Origin of the sequence: Nocardioides sp. SYSU D00038, from assembly GCF_016924665.1 — a bacterium.
GTDB lineage: Bacteria > Actinomycetota > Actinomycetes > Propionibacteriales > Nocardioidaceae > Nocardioides.
Genome location: NZ_JAFFJT010000034.1, coordinates 42,682 through 59,316, shown reverse-complemented (window position 1 = coordinate 59,316; position 16,635 = coordinate 42,682). Strand labels below are relative to the sequence as shown.

Here is a 16,635-nt window from a genome sequence, read left to right as displayed (position 1 = left end):
GCGTCAGTCGTCGTCGTCCCCGTCGTCGTCGCGGCTGTCGTCGCGGTCGTCCCGATCATCCCGGTCGTCGTCGCCGCCGTGGCCGCCGCGGACGTCGCCCGGCTGGGGACGGACCTCCTCTATGCCGTCGTCGTCCCCGTCGTCGTCCCGCTCGTCGTTGCCGTCGTCGTTGCCGTCCGGCGACCGGCTGGGCGAGCGGCTAGGCGTCGGGCCGGACGTCGGGCCGGACGTCGGACCGGGCGACGACGTCGCCGGGGCGTCGAGGATGATCGGCTCGCGCCGGGCCGGGTCGTCGGCGGCGGACGCGACCAGCGACCCCGCGACGAACGCCCCCATGGGCAGCACCACCCCGAGGGCGAGCAGGACCTTCCACATCGTGCGCATGACGAGCACGATCCTGCCTGATCGTGGGTGGAGGGTGAGGCACCGATGAGAGGTTCCTCATCCGGCGACCAGCCCGGGGCCGACCTCCGCGTCACTAGAGTGGCGCAGGTCACCGTGCGAGGAGACCAGGAGGCAGCGTGATCGTCCCGTTCAGCGTGTCCGACTTTCTCGACCGGGCCGTCCAGGTCTACGCCGACCGGCCCGGCGTGGTCGACGAGCCCGACCAGCCGGCGCCGTCCCTCGGGGCGCTCACCTACGCCGAGGTGGGCGCCCTCGCCCGCCGCCAGGCCGCCCGGCTCGACGACCTCGGCATCGCGCCGGGGGAGCGGGTCGCGATCGTCAGCCACAACAGCGCGCGGCTGCTGACGTCGTTCTTCGGCGTCTCGGGCTGGGGCCGGGTGCTGGTGCCGGTGAACTTCCGGCTGCGCCCCGACGAGGTGCGCTACATCGTCGAGCACTCCGGCGCCCGGGTGCTGCTCGTCGACCCCGAGCTGCGCGAGTCGCTGGCCGACGTGCGCGCGGAGCACACCTTCGTGCTGGGCGACGACGACACTGAGCTCTACGCCGCCGCGGACGCCGAGCCGCGGGCGTGGGAGCCCGACGAGAACGCCACGGCGTGCATCAACTACACCTCGGGGACGACGGCCCGCCCCAAGGGCGTGCAGATCACCCACCGCAACATCTGGGTCAACGCCGTCACCTTCGCGATGCACGCCGGGGTCACCGATCGCGACGTCTACCTGCACACGCTGCCGATGTTCCACGCCAACGGGTGGGGGATGCCGTTCGCGATGACCGGCCTGGGCGTGCCGCAGGTGGTGCTGCGGAAGATCGACGGCGCCGAGGTGCTGCGCCGGGTGCGCGACCACGGGGTGACCGTGATGTGCGCGGCGCCGGCCGTGGCGGCCGCGGTGCTCGAGGCTGCGCAGTCGTGGGAGGGCGAGATCCCCGGGCGCGACCGGGTGCGGATCATCATGGCCGGCGCCCCGCCGCCGACGAAGACGGTGGCCCGGGTCGAGGCGGAGCTCGGCTGGGAGTTCATCCAGATCTACGGCCTCACCGAGACCTCGCCGCTGCTGACCATCAACCGGGCCCGGCAGGAGTGGGACGGTCTGGACGCCGAGGAGCGGGCCGGCCTGCTGACTCGGGCGGGCGCCCCGGCCCTCGGCGTCCGGCTCGCGATCTCCGAGGAGCCCGACAACGAGGGTGAGGTGCTGGCCCGCTCCAACGTGGTGCTCGAGGGCTACTGGGACCAGCCCGAGGAGAGCGCCACCGCGCTGCGCGACGGCTGGTTCCACACCGGCGACGGCGGCGCCCTCGGTGACGACGGCTACCTCACGATCAGCGACCGCAAGAAGGACGTGATCATCACCGGCGGCGAGAACGTGTCGTCGATCGAGGTCGAGGACGTGCTGTTCTCGCACCCGGCGGTCGCGGAGGTCGCGGTGATCGGGGTGCCGGACGAGAAGTGGGGCGAGACGATCAAGGCCCTGGTCGTACTCGAGCAGGGCAAGGAGGCCACCGAGGCCGAGCTGGTCGCGTGGTGCAAGGAGCGGGCTGCGGGCTACAAGGCGCCCACCTCGGTCGAGTTCCGCGACGAGCTGGCGCGCACCGCGACCGGCAAGCTCCAGAAGTTCAAGCTGCGGGCGCCGTACTGGGAGGGCCGCGACCGCCAGGTCAACTAGTGTCGACGCCCGTGCACAGCCTGAGCGACGCCGTCGACCTGCTCCACTCGTGGTACCCGCCCGGCACCGCCGAGTCGTGGGACGCCGTCGGTCTGGTCTGGGGAGACCCGTCCGCCGCGGTGCGCCGGGTGATGTTCGCCGTCGACCCCGCGCCCGAGGTCGCCGAGGAGGCTGTGGCCTGGGGTGCCGACCTGCTCGTCGTGCACCACCCGCTGTTCCTCAAGCCCGTGCACGGCTTCGCCCCCACCACCCCCAAGGGGCGCACCCTCACGACGCTGGCCGGCGCCGGCTGCGCGCTGCTGACCGCCCACACCAACGCCGACCAGGCGGTCGGTGGGGTCTCCGAGGCGATGGCCACGGCGCTCGGCCTCACCGACCAGGCGCCGCTGCTTCCGGCGCCCGCGGACCCGCTCGACAAGGTCGTCACCTTCGTGCCGACCGCCGACGCCGGGGCGGTGCGGTCGGCGCTCGCCGCGGCCGGCGCCGGGCGGATCGGCGACTACGACCACGCGTCGTTCAGCAGCGCCGGGGAGGGTCGGTTCCGGCCGCTCGCCGGCGCCCACCCCACCATCGGGGAGGTCGGGCGGATCGAGGTCGTCGACGAGGTGCGCGTCGAGGTGGTGGCCCCCCGGGCCCGGCGCACCGAGGTGGTGCGCGCCCTGCTGGCCGTCCACCCCTACGAGGAGCCGGCGTACGACGTCGTCGAGCTCGCCGACCCCGGCGCCTCGGTCACCGGCACCGGCAGGATCGGTGAGGTCGCCGAGACCACGCTGGCCGGCTTCGCCGCGCTGGTGGCCGAGCGGCTGCCCGAGACCGCGCACGGCGTCCGGGTCTCGGGCGACCCCGACCGCCCGGTGCGGCGGGTGGCCCTGTGCGGCGGCGCGGGCGACTTCCTGCTCGACGCGGTGCGTCGCACCGACGCCGACGTCTACGTCACCAGCGACCTGCGCCACCACCCCGCCGCGGAGTTCCGCGAGCACGACGGTCCGGCCCTGGTCGACGTCGCCCACTGGGCCGCCGAGTGGACCTGGCTGCCCGTGGTCGCGCGGCGGCTCGCGGAGTCGTGGAGCGATACGGTGGAGACCCGCGTGAGCACGAGGTGCACCGACCCGTGGACCTTCCGCGCCTGACCGACCACCAGCACGAGGAGCACCCCCTGAAAGCCGACCCGTCCGCCCAGCTGCGCCTGCTCGACCTGCAGGCCCTGGACTCGCAGGCCGACCAGCTGCGCCACCAGCGCGCCACCCTGCCCGAGCTCGCCGAGATCGCGGCGCTCACCACGACCCGCGCCGAGCACGACGACCGGCGCCGAGACGCCCAGGTCGTCGTCGACGACCTCAAGGTCGAGCAGGTCAAGCTCGACGCCGACGTCGAGCAGGTCAAGGCCCGCCGCACCCGCGACCAGCAGCGGATGGACCAGGGGCTGATCACCAACCCCAAGGACCTCGAGCGGATGCAGGGCGAGCTCCAGTCGCTGCAGCGGCGGATCACCTCCCTCGAGGACGACGAGCTCGAGGTGATGGCCCGGCTCGAGGACGCCGAGAAGGACCTCGCCTCCCACGCCGAGCAGGTCGCCGCCGCCGACGAGCGGCTGGCCGAGCTCACCGCCTCGCGCGACGAGCGCACCGCCGCGCTCGACCGCGAGCTGGAGCGGGTCGCCGGCGAGCGTGCGCCGCTGGCCGCCGAGCTGCCGGCCGACCTCCTGGCGCTCTACGAGCGGCTCCGCGAGCAGAAGGGCGTCGGGGCCGCCGAGCTGCGCGCCCGCCAGTGCGGCGGCTGCCGGCTCACCCTCGACAACGCCGAGCTCCAGGTGATCCGGTCCTCGCCCGAGGACACCGTCGTGCGCTGCGAGGAGTGCCAGCGCATCCTGGTGCGCACCGCCGAGTCCGGGCTGTGACCGACGCCGTCGTCGTCGAGGCCGACGGCGGGTCGCGCGGCAACCCCGGCCCGGCCGCCTACGGCGCCGTGCTGCGCGACGCCGCCACCGGTGCGGTGCTGGCCGAGGACGGCGCGACCATCGGTGTCGCGAGCAACAACGTCGCGGAGTACTCGGGGTTGATCGCCGGGCTGCGCCTGGCCGCCGAGCACGCTCCCGGGGCGACGGTCGAGGTGCGGATGGACTCCAAGCTCGTCGTCGAGCAGATGGCCGGCCGTTGGCGGATCAAGCACCCCGACATGCAGGCGCTGGCCGCCGAGGCCGGCGACCTCGTGCCGCCCGGCACCACGTGGACCTGGGTGCCGCGCGCGCAGAACTCCCACGCCGACCGGCTCGCCAACGAGGCCCTGGACGGCACTCGCTCGGGGGTCACCGTCCCCGCGGCGGAGCCCGAGGTCGACGAGCCGGAGTCGGCCGCCGAGGCGGCGTCGGCCCCGGCCCGCGGCTGGGCCGCCGGCGCCGGCAGCCCCACCACGCTGGTCGTCGTACGCCACGGGGTCACGGCGCACACCTCCGCCAAGCGGTTCTCCGGCGGGCTCGGCGGCGACAACCCGGGGCTGAGCGATGAGGGCCGGGCCCAGGTGCGCGAGGTCGGCGAGTGGCTGGCGCCGATGGCCGACCGGGTCGACGCCGTGGTGGCATCACCGGTGCGGCGCACCCGCGAGTCGGCGGAGATCCTGGCCGAGCGGTTGGGGGCGCCGCTGGAGACCGAGGACGGCTTCGCCGAGATGGAGTTCGGCCGGTGGGACGGCCTGACCTTCGCCGAGGTCGCCGAGCGCGACCCGCAGGGGCTCGAGGGGTGGCTCGGCTCGCTCGACACCGCGCCCGAGGGCGGGGAGTCGTTCCGCACCGTCGAGGCCCGGGTGCTGGCCGGCCTGGAGCGGGTGCTGGAGGCCCACGCCGGGCGCACGGTGGTGGTGGTCAGTCACGTCACACCGATCAAGACCCTGGTCGCCGCCGCGCTGGGCGCCCCGCTCGAGTCGGTGTTCCACATGGAGCTCACCCCGGCCTCGGTCACGGTGCTGGAGTACTTCCCCGACCCCGAGCGGGGCCGGCGGGCGTCGTTGCGCCTCTTCAACTCGTTGCCGCCCGGGCGCGACGAGCTGGACGCCTCCGCCAGCCGCTGGTGACGGCCACTGGTGACGGCCAACTGGTGACGGCCACTGGTGACGGCCAACGCTCAGAGCTCGCCGACCACCACGTCGAGCCGGGTCCCCCTGGCCCCGGCCGCGTCGACCTCCACGGTCCAGCCGAGGTCGCCGAGCGCCTCGGCGAGCCGGGCGGGGGTGCGCGGGTTGGCACCGTCCTCCAGGAGCGCGCGGACGATCCGGCCCTTCGTGGCCTTGTTGAAGTGGCTCACCACCTGCCGCCTGCCCGCGGACTCGTGCAGCACCCGCACGGTCGCGACCCGGCGGGCGGCGTCCGCGGGCGGTCGCCAGAACGCCGCGTAGGTGCTGCTGCGCAGGTCGACCAGCAGGCCGTCGCCCACCGCCTCGGTGACCGCCGGGCCGAGGTGGTCGCGCCACCAGGCGGCCACCCCGCCCAGGCCGGGCAGCACGGCGTCGCCGGACAGGCGGTACGCCGGGAGCCGGTCGCCGGGACCGACCAGGCCGAGCAGGCTGGAGGTCACGCGCACCCGGCCGGCGGCCCGGCGCCGGGCGGCGGGGGAGAGGCCGGGGAGCCCGAGGGCGTCGTAGAGCACCCCGGTGTAGATCGCGTCGGCGCGGGCGGTCGGGGCACCGCGCACCCGGGCGTTGAGGTCGACCAGCTCCGGCTGCGACTTGGGCACGTCGAGCACCCGCGCCGCCTCGGCCGGGTCGCCGCTGCACAGCGAGACGACGGCGTCGACGACGCGCTCGCGGGCCTCGGTGAGGACCGGGTGGGAGAGGGAGCCGAGGTCCAGGGGCCGGCCGCGCCGCGGCGCCGCCTTGCCCTCGCTGGGTGGCAGCAGGATCAGCACGCGGTCACCCTAGGCGCCCGTCCGGGAGGGTGCCCGAGGGGGCACTAGGGTCGGTGGCATGCCGAGCAACCGCGTGGTCCACGTCCGCAGCGCCGGCGGTTCCGCGGGCGCCCGGGTCTTCACCGACGGCATCGCGCGCATCCAGCAGGAGCTCGAGGTCACCCCCGAGTTCCCGCCCGAGGTCGAGGCGGCGGCGGCCGCCGCCGCGGCCGCCCCGCGGCTCCCCGACCTCGACCGGACCGACCTGCCGTTCGTCACGATCGACCCGCCCGGAGCCCGCGACCTCGACCAGGCCCTCCACATAGAGCGCGACGGCGACGGCTACGTCGTGCACTACGCGATCGCCGACCTCGCGGCGTTCATCCGCCCGGGCGACCCCGTCGACGTCGAGGCCCGCCGGCGCGGCGAGACGCTCTACGGCGCCGACTCCAAGGTGCCGCTCCACCCGACCGTGATCTCCGAGGACGCCGGTTCGCTGCTCGCCGGCCAGGTCCGGCCCGCGCTGCTGTGGACGATCCGGCTCACCGCCGAGGGCGAGCGCACCGACATGCACGTCGAGCGTGCGCTGGTCAGGTCGACCGCCCAGCTCGACTACCCGACCGCCCAGGCCGGCATCGACGACGGCACCGCCGACGAGACGCTGCTGCTGCTCAGGGAGGTGGGCGAGCGGCGGCTGGCCCGCGAGGCCGCCCGGGGCGGGGTCTCGCTGCCGCTGCCCGAGCAGGAGGTCGACGTCGACGGCGAGACCTGGTCGCTGGAGTTCCGCGGGCTGCTGCCCGTCGAGCAGTGGAACGCGCAGATCTCGCTGCTCACCGGGTTCGCCGCGGCCGCGCTGATGGTCTACGCCCGGGTGGGCCTGCTGCGCACGCTGCCGCCGCCCGACCCGCGCGACGTCACCCGCCTCCACCGCACCGCCCAGGCGCTGGGGATCGCGTGGCCCGCCGAGCAGCTCTACCCCGACTTCGTCCGCTCCCTCAACCCCGCGAAGCCCACCCACGCGGCCATGGTCGTGGCCTGCACCCGGCTGCTGCGCGGCAGCGGCTACGCCGCGTTCGACGGGGAGCTGCCGGCCGACCCCCAGCACGCCGCGCTCGCCACCGAGTACGCGCACGTCACGGCCCCGCTGCGCCGGCTCGGCGACCGGTTCGCCTCCGAGGTGTGCCTCGCGCTGTGCGCCGGCACCGAGGTGCCCGGCTGGGTGCGCGAGGCGCTGCCGACCCTGCCCGGGCTGCTCCAGGACTCCGGCCGCCGCGCCCGGCAGTACGAGAACGCCGTCGTCGACCTGGTCGAGGCCGGGCTGCTGGCGCCGCACGTGGGCGAGACCTTCACCGGCGTCGTCACCGAGGTCGACGACCGCGAGGGCACCCGCGGCACCGTCACCGTGCAGGAGCCGGCGGTCGAGGCGCGGGTCACCGGCGCCGAGCGGCTGCCGCTGGGTGAGGAGGTGCGGGTCGAGCTCACCAGCGCCGACGTGCAGGAGCGGCGGGTCGCCTTCACCCTGCGCTGAGCTCGACGAAGTCGCGCAGGTCGCCGTCGGGGTCGGCCCAGGCGGCGGCGAACGCCGGGTGCAGCGGCAGTGCGTCGACGTCAGCGGCCGCGACCCAGGCGTGGCCCGCGCTCTCGGCCACGTCGCGCACGGCGACCTCCGCCACCGCCGGCACGGCCAGCACCGTCTCGTACTGCCACCCGCCGCACTCCGCGAGGTAGCTGCCGCGCACGTCGACGACCGAGCGGTCGACGCCGAGCTCCTCGTGGGCCTCGCGCAGCGCCGCCTCGACGGCGCTCTCGCCCCGCTCGCGCGCACCGCCCGGGATCGACCAGGTGCCGCCCTGGTGGGCCCAGCCGGCCCGCAGCTGGAGCAGCACCCCACCGGCCCGTGCCAGCAGCAGCCCGGCGGCGCCGCGGCGGCCCCAGTGCAGGTGCCCGTGCGTGCAGGTGGCCCAGCCCATGTCCCGATTCTCGCAGTCGACGTCCGGGTCCGTATCCTGCCGCGAGGCATCACGAACCGGACCAGCGGGAGGGACGATGCGCGCACACCGGGCCCGGGCGACGGTGGTCGTGGCGGCCGTGCTCGCGGTGCTCGCCGGCCTGCTGGCCGCTGCGCCGTCCCCGGCCGTCGCGGGCGACCCCGGCGCCGGGTCGCTGATCACCGAGATCGCCGGGCGGCGGGCCGATGCGCGCCTCGACCGCCAGCAGTGCGCGCTGCTCGGGCGGGCCTGGACGGGGTCGGCGTGCAGCCGGCACCGCTGCCAGCGGGGTGCCGACCGGATGCGCCCCCGGGTCGACGCCGAGGTCTGCCTCTACCGCGGCCGGGCGGCGCGGCCCTACGGCTTCGAGGTCGACGCGCGGCTGTGCCGCCAGCTGCACCGGCGCTGGGTCGCCACCGTCAACCTCTGCGCCTCCGACCCGCGCCGCCAGCTCGGCGTGGTCGCCCGCTCGCCGCTGTGCCGGGCCCCCAACACGACGTACGTCATGCACCGCGAGGTGGAGGGCTACTGGGACGAGTGCCTGCACCCCGCCCGGGTGGCGGCGCTCGCCTCCCTCGCCTCGGCGCAGGGCGACCGGTTCCAGACGGTCGCGGCGCAGCGCTCGCGGGTGCTCTGCGCCACCCGCCCCGGCCAGGACTTCGCGAACGGCGTCTGCGGCCCGCGCCAGGGCGGCGTGCCGCCCGCGGCCCGCGGCGGCGTGCTCCTCGTGGGCGACTCGGTGGGCTGGCGCTCGCAGAACGAGCTGGCGGCCAAGCGGCCGGGCTGGTCGCTCGACTCGGTGCCCGGCCGCACCATCGGCGAGCTCGACGCGCGCGTCGACCGCTACCGCACCGACCACCTGTGGCCCGACACCCTGGTGGTGGCGCTCGGCGCCAACCCGGCGGCCGGCTACGACGGCTCCGACCTGGTCGGCTACCTCGCCGGTCTCCCGGCGCGCACCCGCGTGGTGCTGGTGGTGCCCCACCGCCGACCGGGCACCGCCTCGCCGTCGACGGTGCGCAAGGTCCGCTCCTACGCCCGGACCATGCGCCGGCTCGACCGCACCCGGCCGGGGACCTGCCTGGCCGACTGGCAGCGCAAGGCCAGCCGCAACCGCGGTCTGCTGGTCGACGGGGTCCACCCCACCACGCCGGGGCAGAAGGTCTGGGCCGCGCTGGTCAAGCGCAGCGCCGCCCGCTGCTCCTGAGCCGCGCGGGGATGCTCGCCCGCGGACCGGATACCTCCGGGCCATGAGCACTCCTGATCCCACCGCCAGCATCCCCGCGCCCCTGGCCGTCGTCACCGGCGCCTCCACCGGCATCGGCCGCTCGCTCGCCGGCGTGCTCGCCGAGCACGGCTACGACCTGGTGCTCGCCGCTGACGAGCCGCAGATCCACGAGGCCGCCCGCGACCTGTCCTCCGGCGGCCGGTCGGTGCGGCCGGTCGAGGTCGACCTGGCCACCAGCGAGGGCGTGCAGGCGCTGCTCGCCGAGGTGGGCGAGCAGCCGGTCGCGATCGCGGCCCTCAACGCGGGGGTCGGCGCCAACGGCCGCTTCGACCAGGTGCCGCTCGAGGACGACCTGACCGTGGTCGACCTCAACGTCCGGTCCACGGTCCACCTCGCCAAGGCCTTCGTGCGCAGCATGGTGGCGCGGGGGGAGGGGCGGGTGCTCATCACCTCGTCGGTGGCGGCCGTGGCGCCCGGCCCCTACCAGGCCACGTACGCCGCGTCGAAGGCGTTCGTGCACTCCTTCGCCGAGGGCATCCGACAGGAGCTCAAGGACACCGGGGTCACCGTCACCTCGCTGATGCCGGGACCCACCGACACCGAGTTCTTCTCGCGCGCCGACATGGAGGACACCCGGCTGGGACAGATGGACGGCAAGGACGACCCCGACGAGGTCGCCCGCGACGCCTACGACGCGCTGGTCGCCGGCAAGCCGCACGTGACCGCCGGGTCGTTCCTCAACCGGGTCCAGGCCGAGCTCGGCACCCACCTCCCCGACGCGATCGCCACGCCGCTCCTCGCCCGGCTGACCAAGCCGCGCGACTGACGCCCCACGGGGCCCCGCCTTCACCCGAAGGGGGCCGGGTAGGTCCCGGACTTCGGGTTACCGCACCCGGACACCACGCCACACCACGCCACATCACGCCACATCACGCCACACCACGGGAGGTCACCACCCATGACGACAACCAGCAAGGCCGAGGACGTCCAGCAGGCGGCGTCCACGGCCAAGGACGAGGCCACCTCGGTGGCGCAGGACGCCGCCTCGGAGGCGCGGGCCCTCGCCGGAGAGGCCACCGAGCAGGCCAAGCAGGTCGCCTCCGACGCGCTCGGCCAGGTCAACGAGCAGCTCGCCGACCAGGCCCGCCAGCAGCGCGACCGCGTCGCGCAGACGCTGACCAGCGTCAGCGACGAGCTCGCCGCGATGGCCGGCCAGGGCCAGCAGGGCCTGGTCACCGACCTGGCCCGACAGGCCGCCGAGCGCGCGCGCAGCCTCGGCACCCACCTCGAGCAGCACGAGCCCGGCCAGCTGCTCGACGACGTACGCCGGTTCGCGCGCGAGCGCCCCGGCACCTTCCTCCTCGGCGCCCTGGCCGCCGGCGTGCTCGCCGGCCGGCTGCTGCGCAGCACGGGTGACTCCGTCGCGGCTGCCGGGTCGATGCCCAGCACCGGCACCGCGACCGGCAGCGCCACAGGTACTGCCACCGGCACCGGCACCGGCACCGCGACCACCGGACTGCCGACCCAGCAGAGCGACCCGGCGCCGGTCGCCGGCTCGAGCGGGCCGGGCACGCCCACGTCCCCGGTCACCGCCCCGCTGCCGCAGACCCCGCCCGGCCAGCCCACCCAGGACCCTGCCGGGTCCCAGGGCTCGTCGTCGACCGGTCCGTCCGTGGGTGGCCAGCCGTGACGGCGGGCCCTCCGCCCGGCGCCGACGACGACCGCAGCCTCGGGCAGATCGTCAGCGAGGTCGGGCAGGACCTCAGCACCCTGCTGAAGCAGGAGATGGAGCTGGCCAAGGTCGAGCTCAAGGAGGAGCTGTCGCGCACCGGCAAGGGTGCGGGGATGCTCGGTGGTGCCGGCCTGGCGGGCTGGTTCCTCACGCTGTTCCTGTCGCTCGCGCTGATGTTCCTGCTCGACAACTGGCTGCCCGTCGAGGCGGCCGCCCTCATCACCGGCGTCGTCTGGGCCGTGGTGGCCGCCGTCCTGGCGCTCACCGGCCGCAAGGCGCTCCAGAAGAGCAACCCGCAGCTGCCCCGGACGCAGCAGACCATCAAGGAGGACGTGGCATGGGCCAGAGCACAGAAGAGCTGAGCAGCCAGATCGCCGACACCCGGGACCGGATGTCGGGCAACCTCGACGCGCTCCAGGACAAGGTGAGCCCCTCGGCCATCGTCGACCGGCGCAAGCAGGCGGTGCGCCAGCGCGCGGGGTCGTTCCGCGACCGGGTGATGGGCACCGCGTCCGGAGTGCGCGACAGCGTCGCGAGCACCGGTTCCGGCGCCGCGTCGAGCGTCCAGTCCGGCGCGAGCGGCGCCGTGGGTGCGGCCGGCGACGCGCTGTCGTCGGCGGCCAGCGACACCCGGGACCGGATCGAGGGCGCGCCGATCGCTGCCGGCCTGGTGGCCTTCGGCGCCGGCATGGTGCTGGCCGGGATGATGCCGGCCAGCAGGCGAGAGGCGCAGGCCGCGCACGCACTGGTCGAGGGGGTCCGCGACCAGGCGACCACGGTCGTCGACGGCGCCAAGGACGCCGCTCGCGACGTCGCCCAGCAGGTCGGCGAGAACGCCTCCGAGGCGGCCGCGCAGGTCAAGGAGCACGCCACCGAGGCGGCGGGCACCGTGACCGAGTCTGCGCAGGACTCCGCCCAGCAGGTGCGTGACGATGTCCGAGGCTGACCCGACCCCCGCCCCCGAGCCGCTCGAGGCCGACGGCTCCGCCGCGGTCGAGGAGGCGCGCGAGGCGACCGACGGCAACGCCGGTCCCGGCTACACGGTGCCGCCGGGCGACACCGACGAGGCCGAGGCCGACCAGGAGCCGCCGGACTGACGGGTCCGGCGCCCACCCCCCGCCACGGACCGGGCGGCTCGACGCGGACGGGCGTCGGGCCGCCCTCGTGCGTGGAATCTCCCCGCCCCGTCGGTGGTTGACCGGGCATGACCGACGCGTTCCTCTCCGCCCCGCCGGTGGTCTTCCCCGGGCAGGCCGGCCCCGAGCACGCCTACCGCACCGCCCACGACCTGCTGACCCGCCGTGCCCCGGAGCAGGCGCTGGAGATCCTCGAGCCGGCGCTCGAGCGCGACCCCGGCAACACCGGGCTGCGCAGCCTGCGCGCCTGGGCCTACCTGATCCGGGTGCAGCTGCAGAAGGCCGAGGCCGAGCTGCGCGAGCTCGTGGTCGACGTGCCCGACGACGTGTGGGCCCGGCACGCGCTCGGCCGGGCGCTCGAGCGCCAGTCGCGCCTCGCGGAGGCGCTGCCGCACCTGCGGCTGGCCGCGGCGATGAGCGGCGACGTCGAGCACGAGGTCGCGGTGCTGCGGGTGGAGCGCCTGCTGATGCCGCACCAGCAGGCGAGTCGCAACTGACCCGGGCCGCGCCGCGGGGTTGAATGGATCCGTGCTGGCCGAGGGGTACCGGGTCGTCCCGTTGACCGTCGAGCACGTCGACGCGCTGGCGGCGGCGTACGCGCGCAACCGCGAGCACCTCGCCCCGTGGGACCCCGATCGGCCCGACTCCTTCTTCACCGTCGACGGCCAGGCCGAGGCCGTGGGCGCCCAGCTGCAGGCCACCGCCCTGGGCCAGGCGTTCTCGTGGGTGGTCGAGCACGGCGACCTCGTCGTCGGGCGGGTCACGATCAACAACGTGGTGCGCGCGGTGCTGCAGAGCGGGAACGTCGGCTACTGGATCGATGCCGAGCACACCGGGCGCGGCCTGGCCACCGCGGCCGTCGAGCACGCCGCGGCCGGGGCCCTGGCCGCGGGCCTGCACCGGCTGGAGGCCGGCACCCTGGTGCACAACGTCGCGTCGCAGGGCGTGCTGCGCCGCACCGGCTTCGAGCGGATCGGTCTGGCCCGGAACTTCCTGTTCGTCGCGGGCCAGTGGCGCGACCACGTGCTGTTCCAGCGGATTCTGCACGACGAGGCGCGCTGACGCCCCGCGCGGCGCCCTAGGGCACCGGCGCGGGGTCGACCAGCGGCAGCACGTCGTCGCTGAGGTGGTTCGGCGTGCCGAACCGGTGGGCGGTGATGCTCACCGCCTGCTCGCGCAGGAAGGGCAGCAGCTCGATCCGGCCGGCCTCGGTCACCGGCTGGGCGTGCACGGCGACGTCGGGGCGCCCGCCGCTGGCGGCGTACGCCGCCGCCGGGTCGCCGCCCACCAGCCGAACCCGCCCCCCGGGCATGCCGGCCAACCGGGCCGCCCACGTCTCGGCGTCCTCGGCCACGACCTCCACCCCGGCCGTGGTGAGCGCGGTGTGCACCCCGTCGGGCAGCGCGACCGCCGCCGACACGGTGGTGGGCGCCCCGGCCAGCACGCCCGCGGCGACGACCCGCACCAGGTCGACGACCGGGGCGTCGGGCTCGTGGCGGACGGTGACCGGGTGGGGGAGGTGACGCAGCACGTTGCGCTCGGCGGCAAGGCCGGAGACGTCGCGCACGGTGCCGAGCTCGCCGGTCCAGGCGGCCGCGTCGCTGCGCAGCGCGCGCTCGAGGCGGTCGGTGCCGTCGAGGCCCGCCGCCCTGGCCGCCGCCAGCAAGGGCGCGGTCACCGACGGAACCGCTGCGGTCGCGGTGGCCGGGGCGCTGGCCCAGTCGGTGAGCCCGAGCACGTAGCTCGGGCCGCCCGCCTTGGTGCCGGTGCCGACGGCAGAGCGCTTCCAGCCGCCGAAGGGCTGGCGACGCACGATCGCGCCAGTGGTGCCGCGGTTGACGTAGAGGTTGCCGGCCTCGACCCGCTCGAGCCACAGCGCCAGCTCCTCGGGGTCGAGCGAGTGCAGGCCCGCGGTCAGGCCGTAGGCGACCTGGTTCTGCAGGGCGACGGCCTCCTCGACCGTCTCGGCGGTCATGATGCCGAGCACCGGGCCGAAGTACTCGGTGAGGTGGAACGGCGACCCGGGAGCCACACCCTCCTTCACGCCGGGCGACCAGAGCCGGCCCTCCTCGTCGAGGCGGTGCGGCTCGACCAGCCAGCGCTCGCCGGGCTCGAGCGTGGTCAGCGCGCGCAGCAGCTTGCCGGAGGCCGGCTCGATCAGCGGACCCACCTGGCTGGTGGGGTCGGACGGCGGACCCACCCGCAGCGAGGTCACCGCGTCCACGAGCTGGTTGCGGAACCGGGTGGAGCGGGCAACCGAACCGACCAGGATCACCAGCGAGGCCGCCGAGCACTTCTGCCCGGCGTGGCCGAACGCGGACGAGGCCACGTCGCGGGCGGCCAGGTCGAGGTCGGCGCTCGGGGTGACGACGACGGCGTTCTTGCCGCTGGTCTCGGCCAGCAGCGGCAGGTCGCGGCGGAAGGAGCGGAACAGCTCGGCGGTCTCGTAGCCGCCGGTGAGGACCAGGCGACCCACCCGGGGGTCGGCGACCAGCCGGCGGCCGAGGTCGTCCTCGCCCACCACGGCGAGCCGCAGCACCTCGCGGGGCACCCCCGCCGCCCACAGCGCCTCGACCATCACCGCGCCGCAGCGCCGGGCCTGCCCGGCCGGCTTGACCACGACGGCCGAGCCGGCGGCCAGGGCCGCCAGGGTGGACCCGGCCGGGATCGCGACGGGGAAGTTCCACGGCGGCGTCACCACCGTCAGCCCGACCGGGCGGGCGACGGCGCCGTCGATCGCGTCGAGCTCGGCCGCGCGCTCGGCGTAGTAGTTGGCGAAGTCGACGGCCTCGCTCACCTCGGGATCGGCCTGGTCGAGGGTCTTGCCGCACTCGGCGGCCATCACCTCCAGCAGGTCGCCCCGGCGGCGCTCCAGCTCCACCGCGGCGCGGTGGAGCACGGCCGCCCGCCCCGCGCCGGGCAGCGCGCCCCAGGCCCGGCCGGCCTCGACGGCCCCGGTCAGCACGTCGTCGAGCTGGTCGTCGGTCGTGAGCGTGTGCGCCTCGACGGCGTCGACGCCGAGCCGGCTGCCCGGCACCCGGCCGAGCACCTCGCGGCCCCAAGCGGCGTTGCCGGGCAGCGCGGGGTCGGTGTCGGGCACGTTGGCGAAGCCGGTCATCGGCTGCGGGTCGTCGTGGCGGCGGTCCTGCACCCGGTGGGGTTCGGGCACGGTGCGGTCGAGTGCGTGGAGCGAGGCCAGGAACCGGTCGCGCTCGCGCTCGAACAGCGCGGGGTCGCTGTGGAGGTCGAAGACCGCGGACATGAAGTTCTCGCGGCTGGCGCCCTCCTCGAGGCGGCGGATGAGGTAGGCGATCGCGACGTCGAACTCCGCCGGGTGCACCACCGGGGTGTAGAGCAGCAGCGAGCCGACCTCGCGGCGTACGGCGGCGGCCTGGCCGGGCGCCATCCCGAGCAGCATCTCGAGCTCGACCTCGTCGCGGACCCCGCGCCGGCCGGCGAGCAGCCACGCGAAGGCGACGTCGAAGAGGTTGTGGCCCGCGACGCCGAGCCGCACGTTGCGCACCCGCTCGGGGTGGAGCGCGTAGTCGAGCACCGCCTTGTAGCTGGTGTCGGAGTCCTGCTTGGAGTGCCAGGTCGCCAGCGGCCACCCGTGCAGCTCGGCCTCGACCCGCTCCATCGGGAGGTTGGCGCCCTTGACCAGGCGCACCTTGATCCCCGCCCCGCCGCGCGCCCGCCGGTCCGCGGCCCACTCCTGGAGGCGGATCATCGTCCGCAGCGCGTCGGGCAGGTAGGCCTGCAGCACGATGCCGGCCTCGAGGTCGAGGAGGTCGGGCTGGTCGAGAAGCCGGGTGAAGACCGCGACGGTCAGGTCGAGGTCGCGGTACTCCTCCATGTCGAGGTTGATGAACTTCTTCGGGCTCGCGGCAGCGGCGCGGCGGAACAGCGGGCCGAGGGAGTCGACGATGTGGTCGACCGCCTCGTCGAAGGCCCACGGCGAGTGGGGGGCGACGGTCGCGGAGACCTTGATCGAGACGTAGTCGACGTCGTCGCGGGCCAGCAGGCGGTGGGTGCCCTCGAGCCGCCGGGCGGCCTCGCGCTCGCCGAGCACCGCCTCGCCGAGCAGGTTGAGGTTGAGCCGGGTGCCCTGGTCGCGCAGCCGCGCCAGCGTGCGGCCCAGCTGGCGGTCGCGGGCGTCGACGACGAGGTGGCCGACCATCGAGCGCAGCACCCGGCGGACGACCGGGATGACCAGCCCCGGCGCGACCCGCCCGGCGAGGCCGCCGATCCGGACCGCCTGGCGCAGGTGCCAGGGCAGGAACCGCGGCACGTCGCGGGCCAGGTCGGCGAAGGTCGCCGCGGCGACCCGCGGGTCCTCCGGCCGGATCACGCCGTCGATGAAGCCGACGGTGAAGTCGAGGCCACGCGGGTCCTTGAGCAGCCCGGCCAGCTTGCGGGCCGCCGGGTCGACCGGCTCCGCCGCTGCCTCGGCCAGCCAGCGGCGCACGGTCTCGACGACCTCGGGCGCGAGGCCGGTCAGCTCCTCGAGCCCACCCGGGTCGGCGTACGTCGGCCGGGCGGGGCCGGCTGCCGGGGCGGCGGCTGTGGCGGCTGTTGGGGGCGGCGGCGTGGGCACGGTTCCTCCGAGG

17 protein-coding genes are annotated in these 16,635 nt (G+C 75.6%); 13 read left to right on the top strand and 4 right to left on the bottom strand.

Features of this window, described 5'->3' with window-relative positions:
• Nucleotides 1–3 precede the first annotated feature (3 nt).
• The gene (locus JT721_RS19560) at nucleotides 4–384 is read right to left on the bottom strand and encodes a hypothetical protein (protein ID WP_205475106.1); all 381 of its coding nucleotides are present in this window, start codon (nucleotides 382–384) and stop codon (nucleotides 4–6) included.
• A 137-nt stretch (nucleotides 385–521) separates the two neighbouring features.
• Here JT721_RS19560 and JT721_RS19555 point away from each other — a divergent pair, with 137 nt between their 5' ends.
• The 4 genes from JT721_RS19555 to JT721_RS19540 are packed head-to-tail and all read left to right on the top strand — an operon-like array spanning nucleotide 522 to nucleotide 5,135.
• On the top strand, nucleotides 522–2,069 hold the full coding sequence (locus JT721_RS19555) for an AMP-binding protein (protein WP_205475105.1): 1,548 nt from the start codon (nucleotides 522–524) through the stop codon (nucleotides 2,067–2,069).
• An 11-nt stretch (nucleotides 2,070–2,080) separates the two neighbouring features.
• Nucleotides 2,081–3,199: a Nif3-like dinuclear metal center hexameric protein gene (locus tag JT721_RS19550; RefSeq protein WP_205475104.1), complete on the top strand. Its 1,119-nt coding sequence runs from the start codon at nucleotides 2,081–2,083 to the stop codon at nucleotides 3,197–3,199.
• A complete protein-coding gene (locus JT721_RS19545; protein WP_307828157.1) occupies nucleotides 3,181–3,966 on the top strand; it encodes a C4-type zinc ribbon domain-containing protein in 786 nt (261 codons plus the stop codon). The genes JT721_RS19550 and JT721_RS19545 overlap by 19 nt, the downstream gene beginning before the upstream one ends.
• A complete protein-coding gene (locus JT721_RS19540) occupies nucleotides 3,963–5,135 on the top strand; it encodes a bifunctional RNase H/acid phosphatase (protein WP_205475103.1) in 1,173 nt (390 codons plus the stop codon). The genes JT721_RS19545 and JT721_RS19540 overlap by 4 nt, the downstream gene beginning before the upstream one ends.
• A gap of 50 nt (nucleotides 5,136–5,185) precedes the next feature.
• Here JT721_RS19540 and yaaA read toward each other — a convergent pair whose 3' ends face one another.
• On the bottom strand, nucleotides 5,186–5,965 hold the full coding sequence (gene yaaA / locus JT721_RS19535) for a peroxide stress protein YaaA (RefSeq protein WP_205475102.1): 780 nt from the start codon (nucleotides 5,963–5,965) through the stop codon (nucleotides 5,186–5,188).
• A 58-nt stretch (nucleotides 5,966–6,023) separates the two neighbouring features.
• Here yaaA and JT721_RS19530 point away from each other — a divergent pair, with 58 nt between their 5' ends.
• Nucleotides 6,024–7,472: an RNB domain-containing ribonuclease gene (locus tag JT721_RS19530; protein ID WP_205475101.1), complete on the top strand. Its 1,449-nt coding sequence runs from the start codon at nucleotides 6,024–6,026 to the stop codon at nucleotides 7,470–7,472.
• Here the strand turns inward: JT721_RS19530 and JT721_RS19525 are convergent.
• The gene (locus JT721_RS19525) at nucleotides 7,459–7,914 is read right to left on the bottom strand and encodes an NUDIX domain-containing protein (protein ID WP_205475100.1); all 456 of its coding nucleotides are present in this window, start codon (nucleotides 7,912–7,914) and stop codon (nucleotides 7,459–7,461) included. The two genes, JT721_RS19530 and JT721_RS19525, sit on opposite strands and share 14 nt — an antisense overlap.
• Nucleotides 7,915–7,990: 76 nt before the next feature.
• Here JT721_RS19525 and JT721_RS19520 point away from each other — a divergent pair, with 76 nt between their 5' ends.
• From JT721_RS19520 to JT721_RS19485, 8 genes are all read left to right on the top strand, one after another.
• Nucleotides 7,991–9,139, top strand: coding sequence for a hypothetical protein (locus JT721_RS19520; protein ID WP_205475099.1), 1,149 nt, complete (start codon nucleotides 7,991–7,993; stop codon nucleotides 9,137–9,139).
• 43 nt (nucleotides 9,140–9,182) lie between these two features.
• The gene (locus JT721_RS19515) at nucleotides 9,183–9,986 is read left to right on the top strand and encodes an SDR family oxidoreductase (protein WP_205475098.1); all 804 of its coding nucleotides are present in this window, start codon (nucleotides 9,183–9,185) and stop codon (nucleotides 9,984–9,986) included.
• A 132-nt stretch (nucleotides 9,987–10,118) separates the two neighbouring features.
• Nucleotides 10,119–10,850 carry a hypothetical protein gene (locus tag JT721_RS19510; RefSeq protein ID WP_205475097.1) on the top strand — a complete coding sequence of 244 codons (732 nt, stop codon included), beginning with the start codon at nucleotides 10,119–10,121 and terminating at the stop codon, nucleotides 10,848–10,850.
• Nucleotides 10,847–11,254: a phage holin family protein gene (locus tag JT721_RS19505; protein ID WP_205475096.1), complete on the top strand. Its 408-nt coding sequence runs from the start codon at nucleotides 10,847–10,849 to the stop codon at nucleotides 11,252–11,254. The genes JT721_RS19510 and JT721_RS19505 overlap by 4 nt, the downstream gene beginning before the upstream one ends.
• Nucleotides 11,230–11,838 carry a DUF3618 domain-containing protein gene (locus tag JT721_RS19500; protein ID WP_205475095.1) on the top strand — a complete coding sequence of 203 codons (609 nt, stop codon included), beginning with the start codon at nucleotides 11,230–11,232 and terminating at the stop codon, nucleotides 11,836–11,838. The genes JT721_RS19505 and JT721_RS19500 overlap by 25 nt, the downstream gene beginning before the upstream one ends.
• The gene (locus JT721_RS19495; RefSeq protein WP_205475094.1) at nucleotides 11,825–11,989 is read left to right on the top strand and encodes a hypothetical protein; all 165 of its coding nucleotides are present in this window, start codon (nucleotides 11,825–11,827) and stop codon (nucleotides 11,987–11,989) included. The genes JT721_RS19500 and JT721_RS19495 overlap by 14 nt, the downstream gene beginning before the upstream one ends.
• Before the next feature lie 107 nt (nucleotides 11,990–12,096).
• Nucleotides 12,097–12,525, top strand: coding sequence for a tetratricopeptide repeat protein (locus tag JT721_RS19490; RefSeq protein WP_205475093.1), 429 nt, complete (start codon nucleotides 12,097–12,099; stop codon nucleotides 12,523–12,525).
• A 31-nt stretch (nucleotides 12,526–12,556) separates the two neighbouring features.
• Complete coding sequence (locus tag JT721_RS19485) at nucleotides 12,557–13,090, top strand: GNAT family N-acetyltransferase (RefSeq protein ID WP_205475092.1); 534 nt, start codon at nucleotides 12,557–12,559, stop codon at nucleotides 13,088–13,090.
• A gap of 16 nt (nucleotides 13,091–13,106) precedes the next feature.
• On the opposite strand, the gene JT721_RS19480 is transcribed toward JT721_RS19485, so the two are convergent.
• Entirely contained in the window at nucleotides 13,107–16,526 is a 3,420-nt protein-coding gene (locus tag JT721_RS19480) for a bifunctional proline dehydrogenase/L-glutamate gamma-semialdehyde dehydrogenase (RefSeq protein WP_205475130.1), read from the bottom strand.
• Nucleotides 16,527–16,635: the final 109 nt, after the last annotated feature.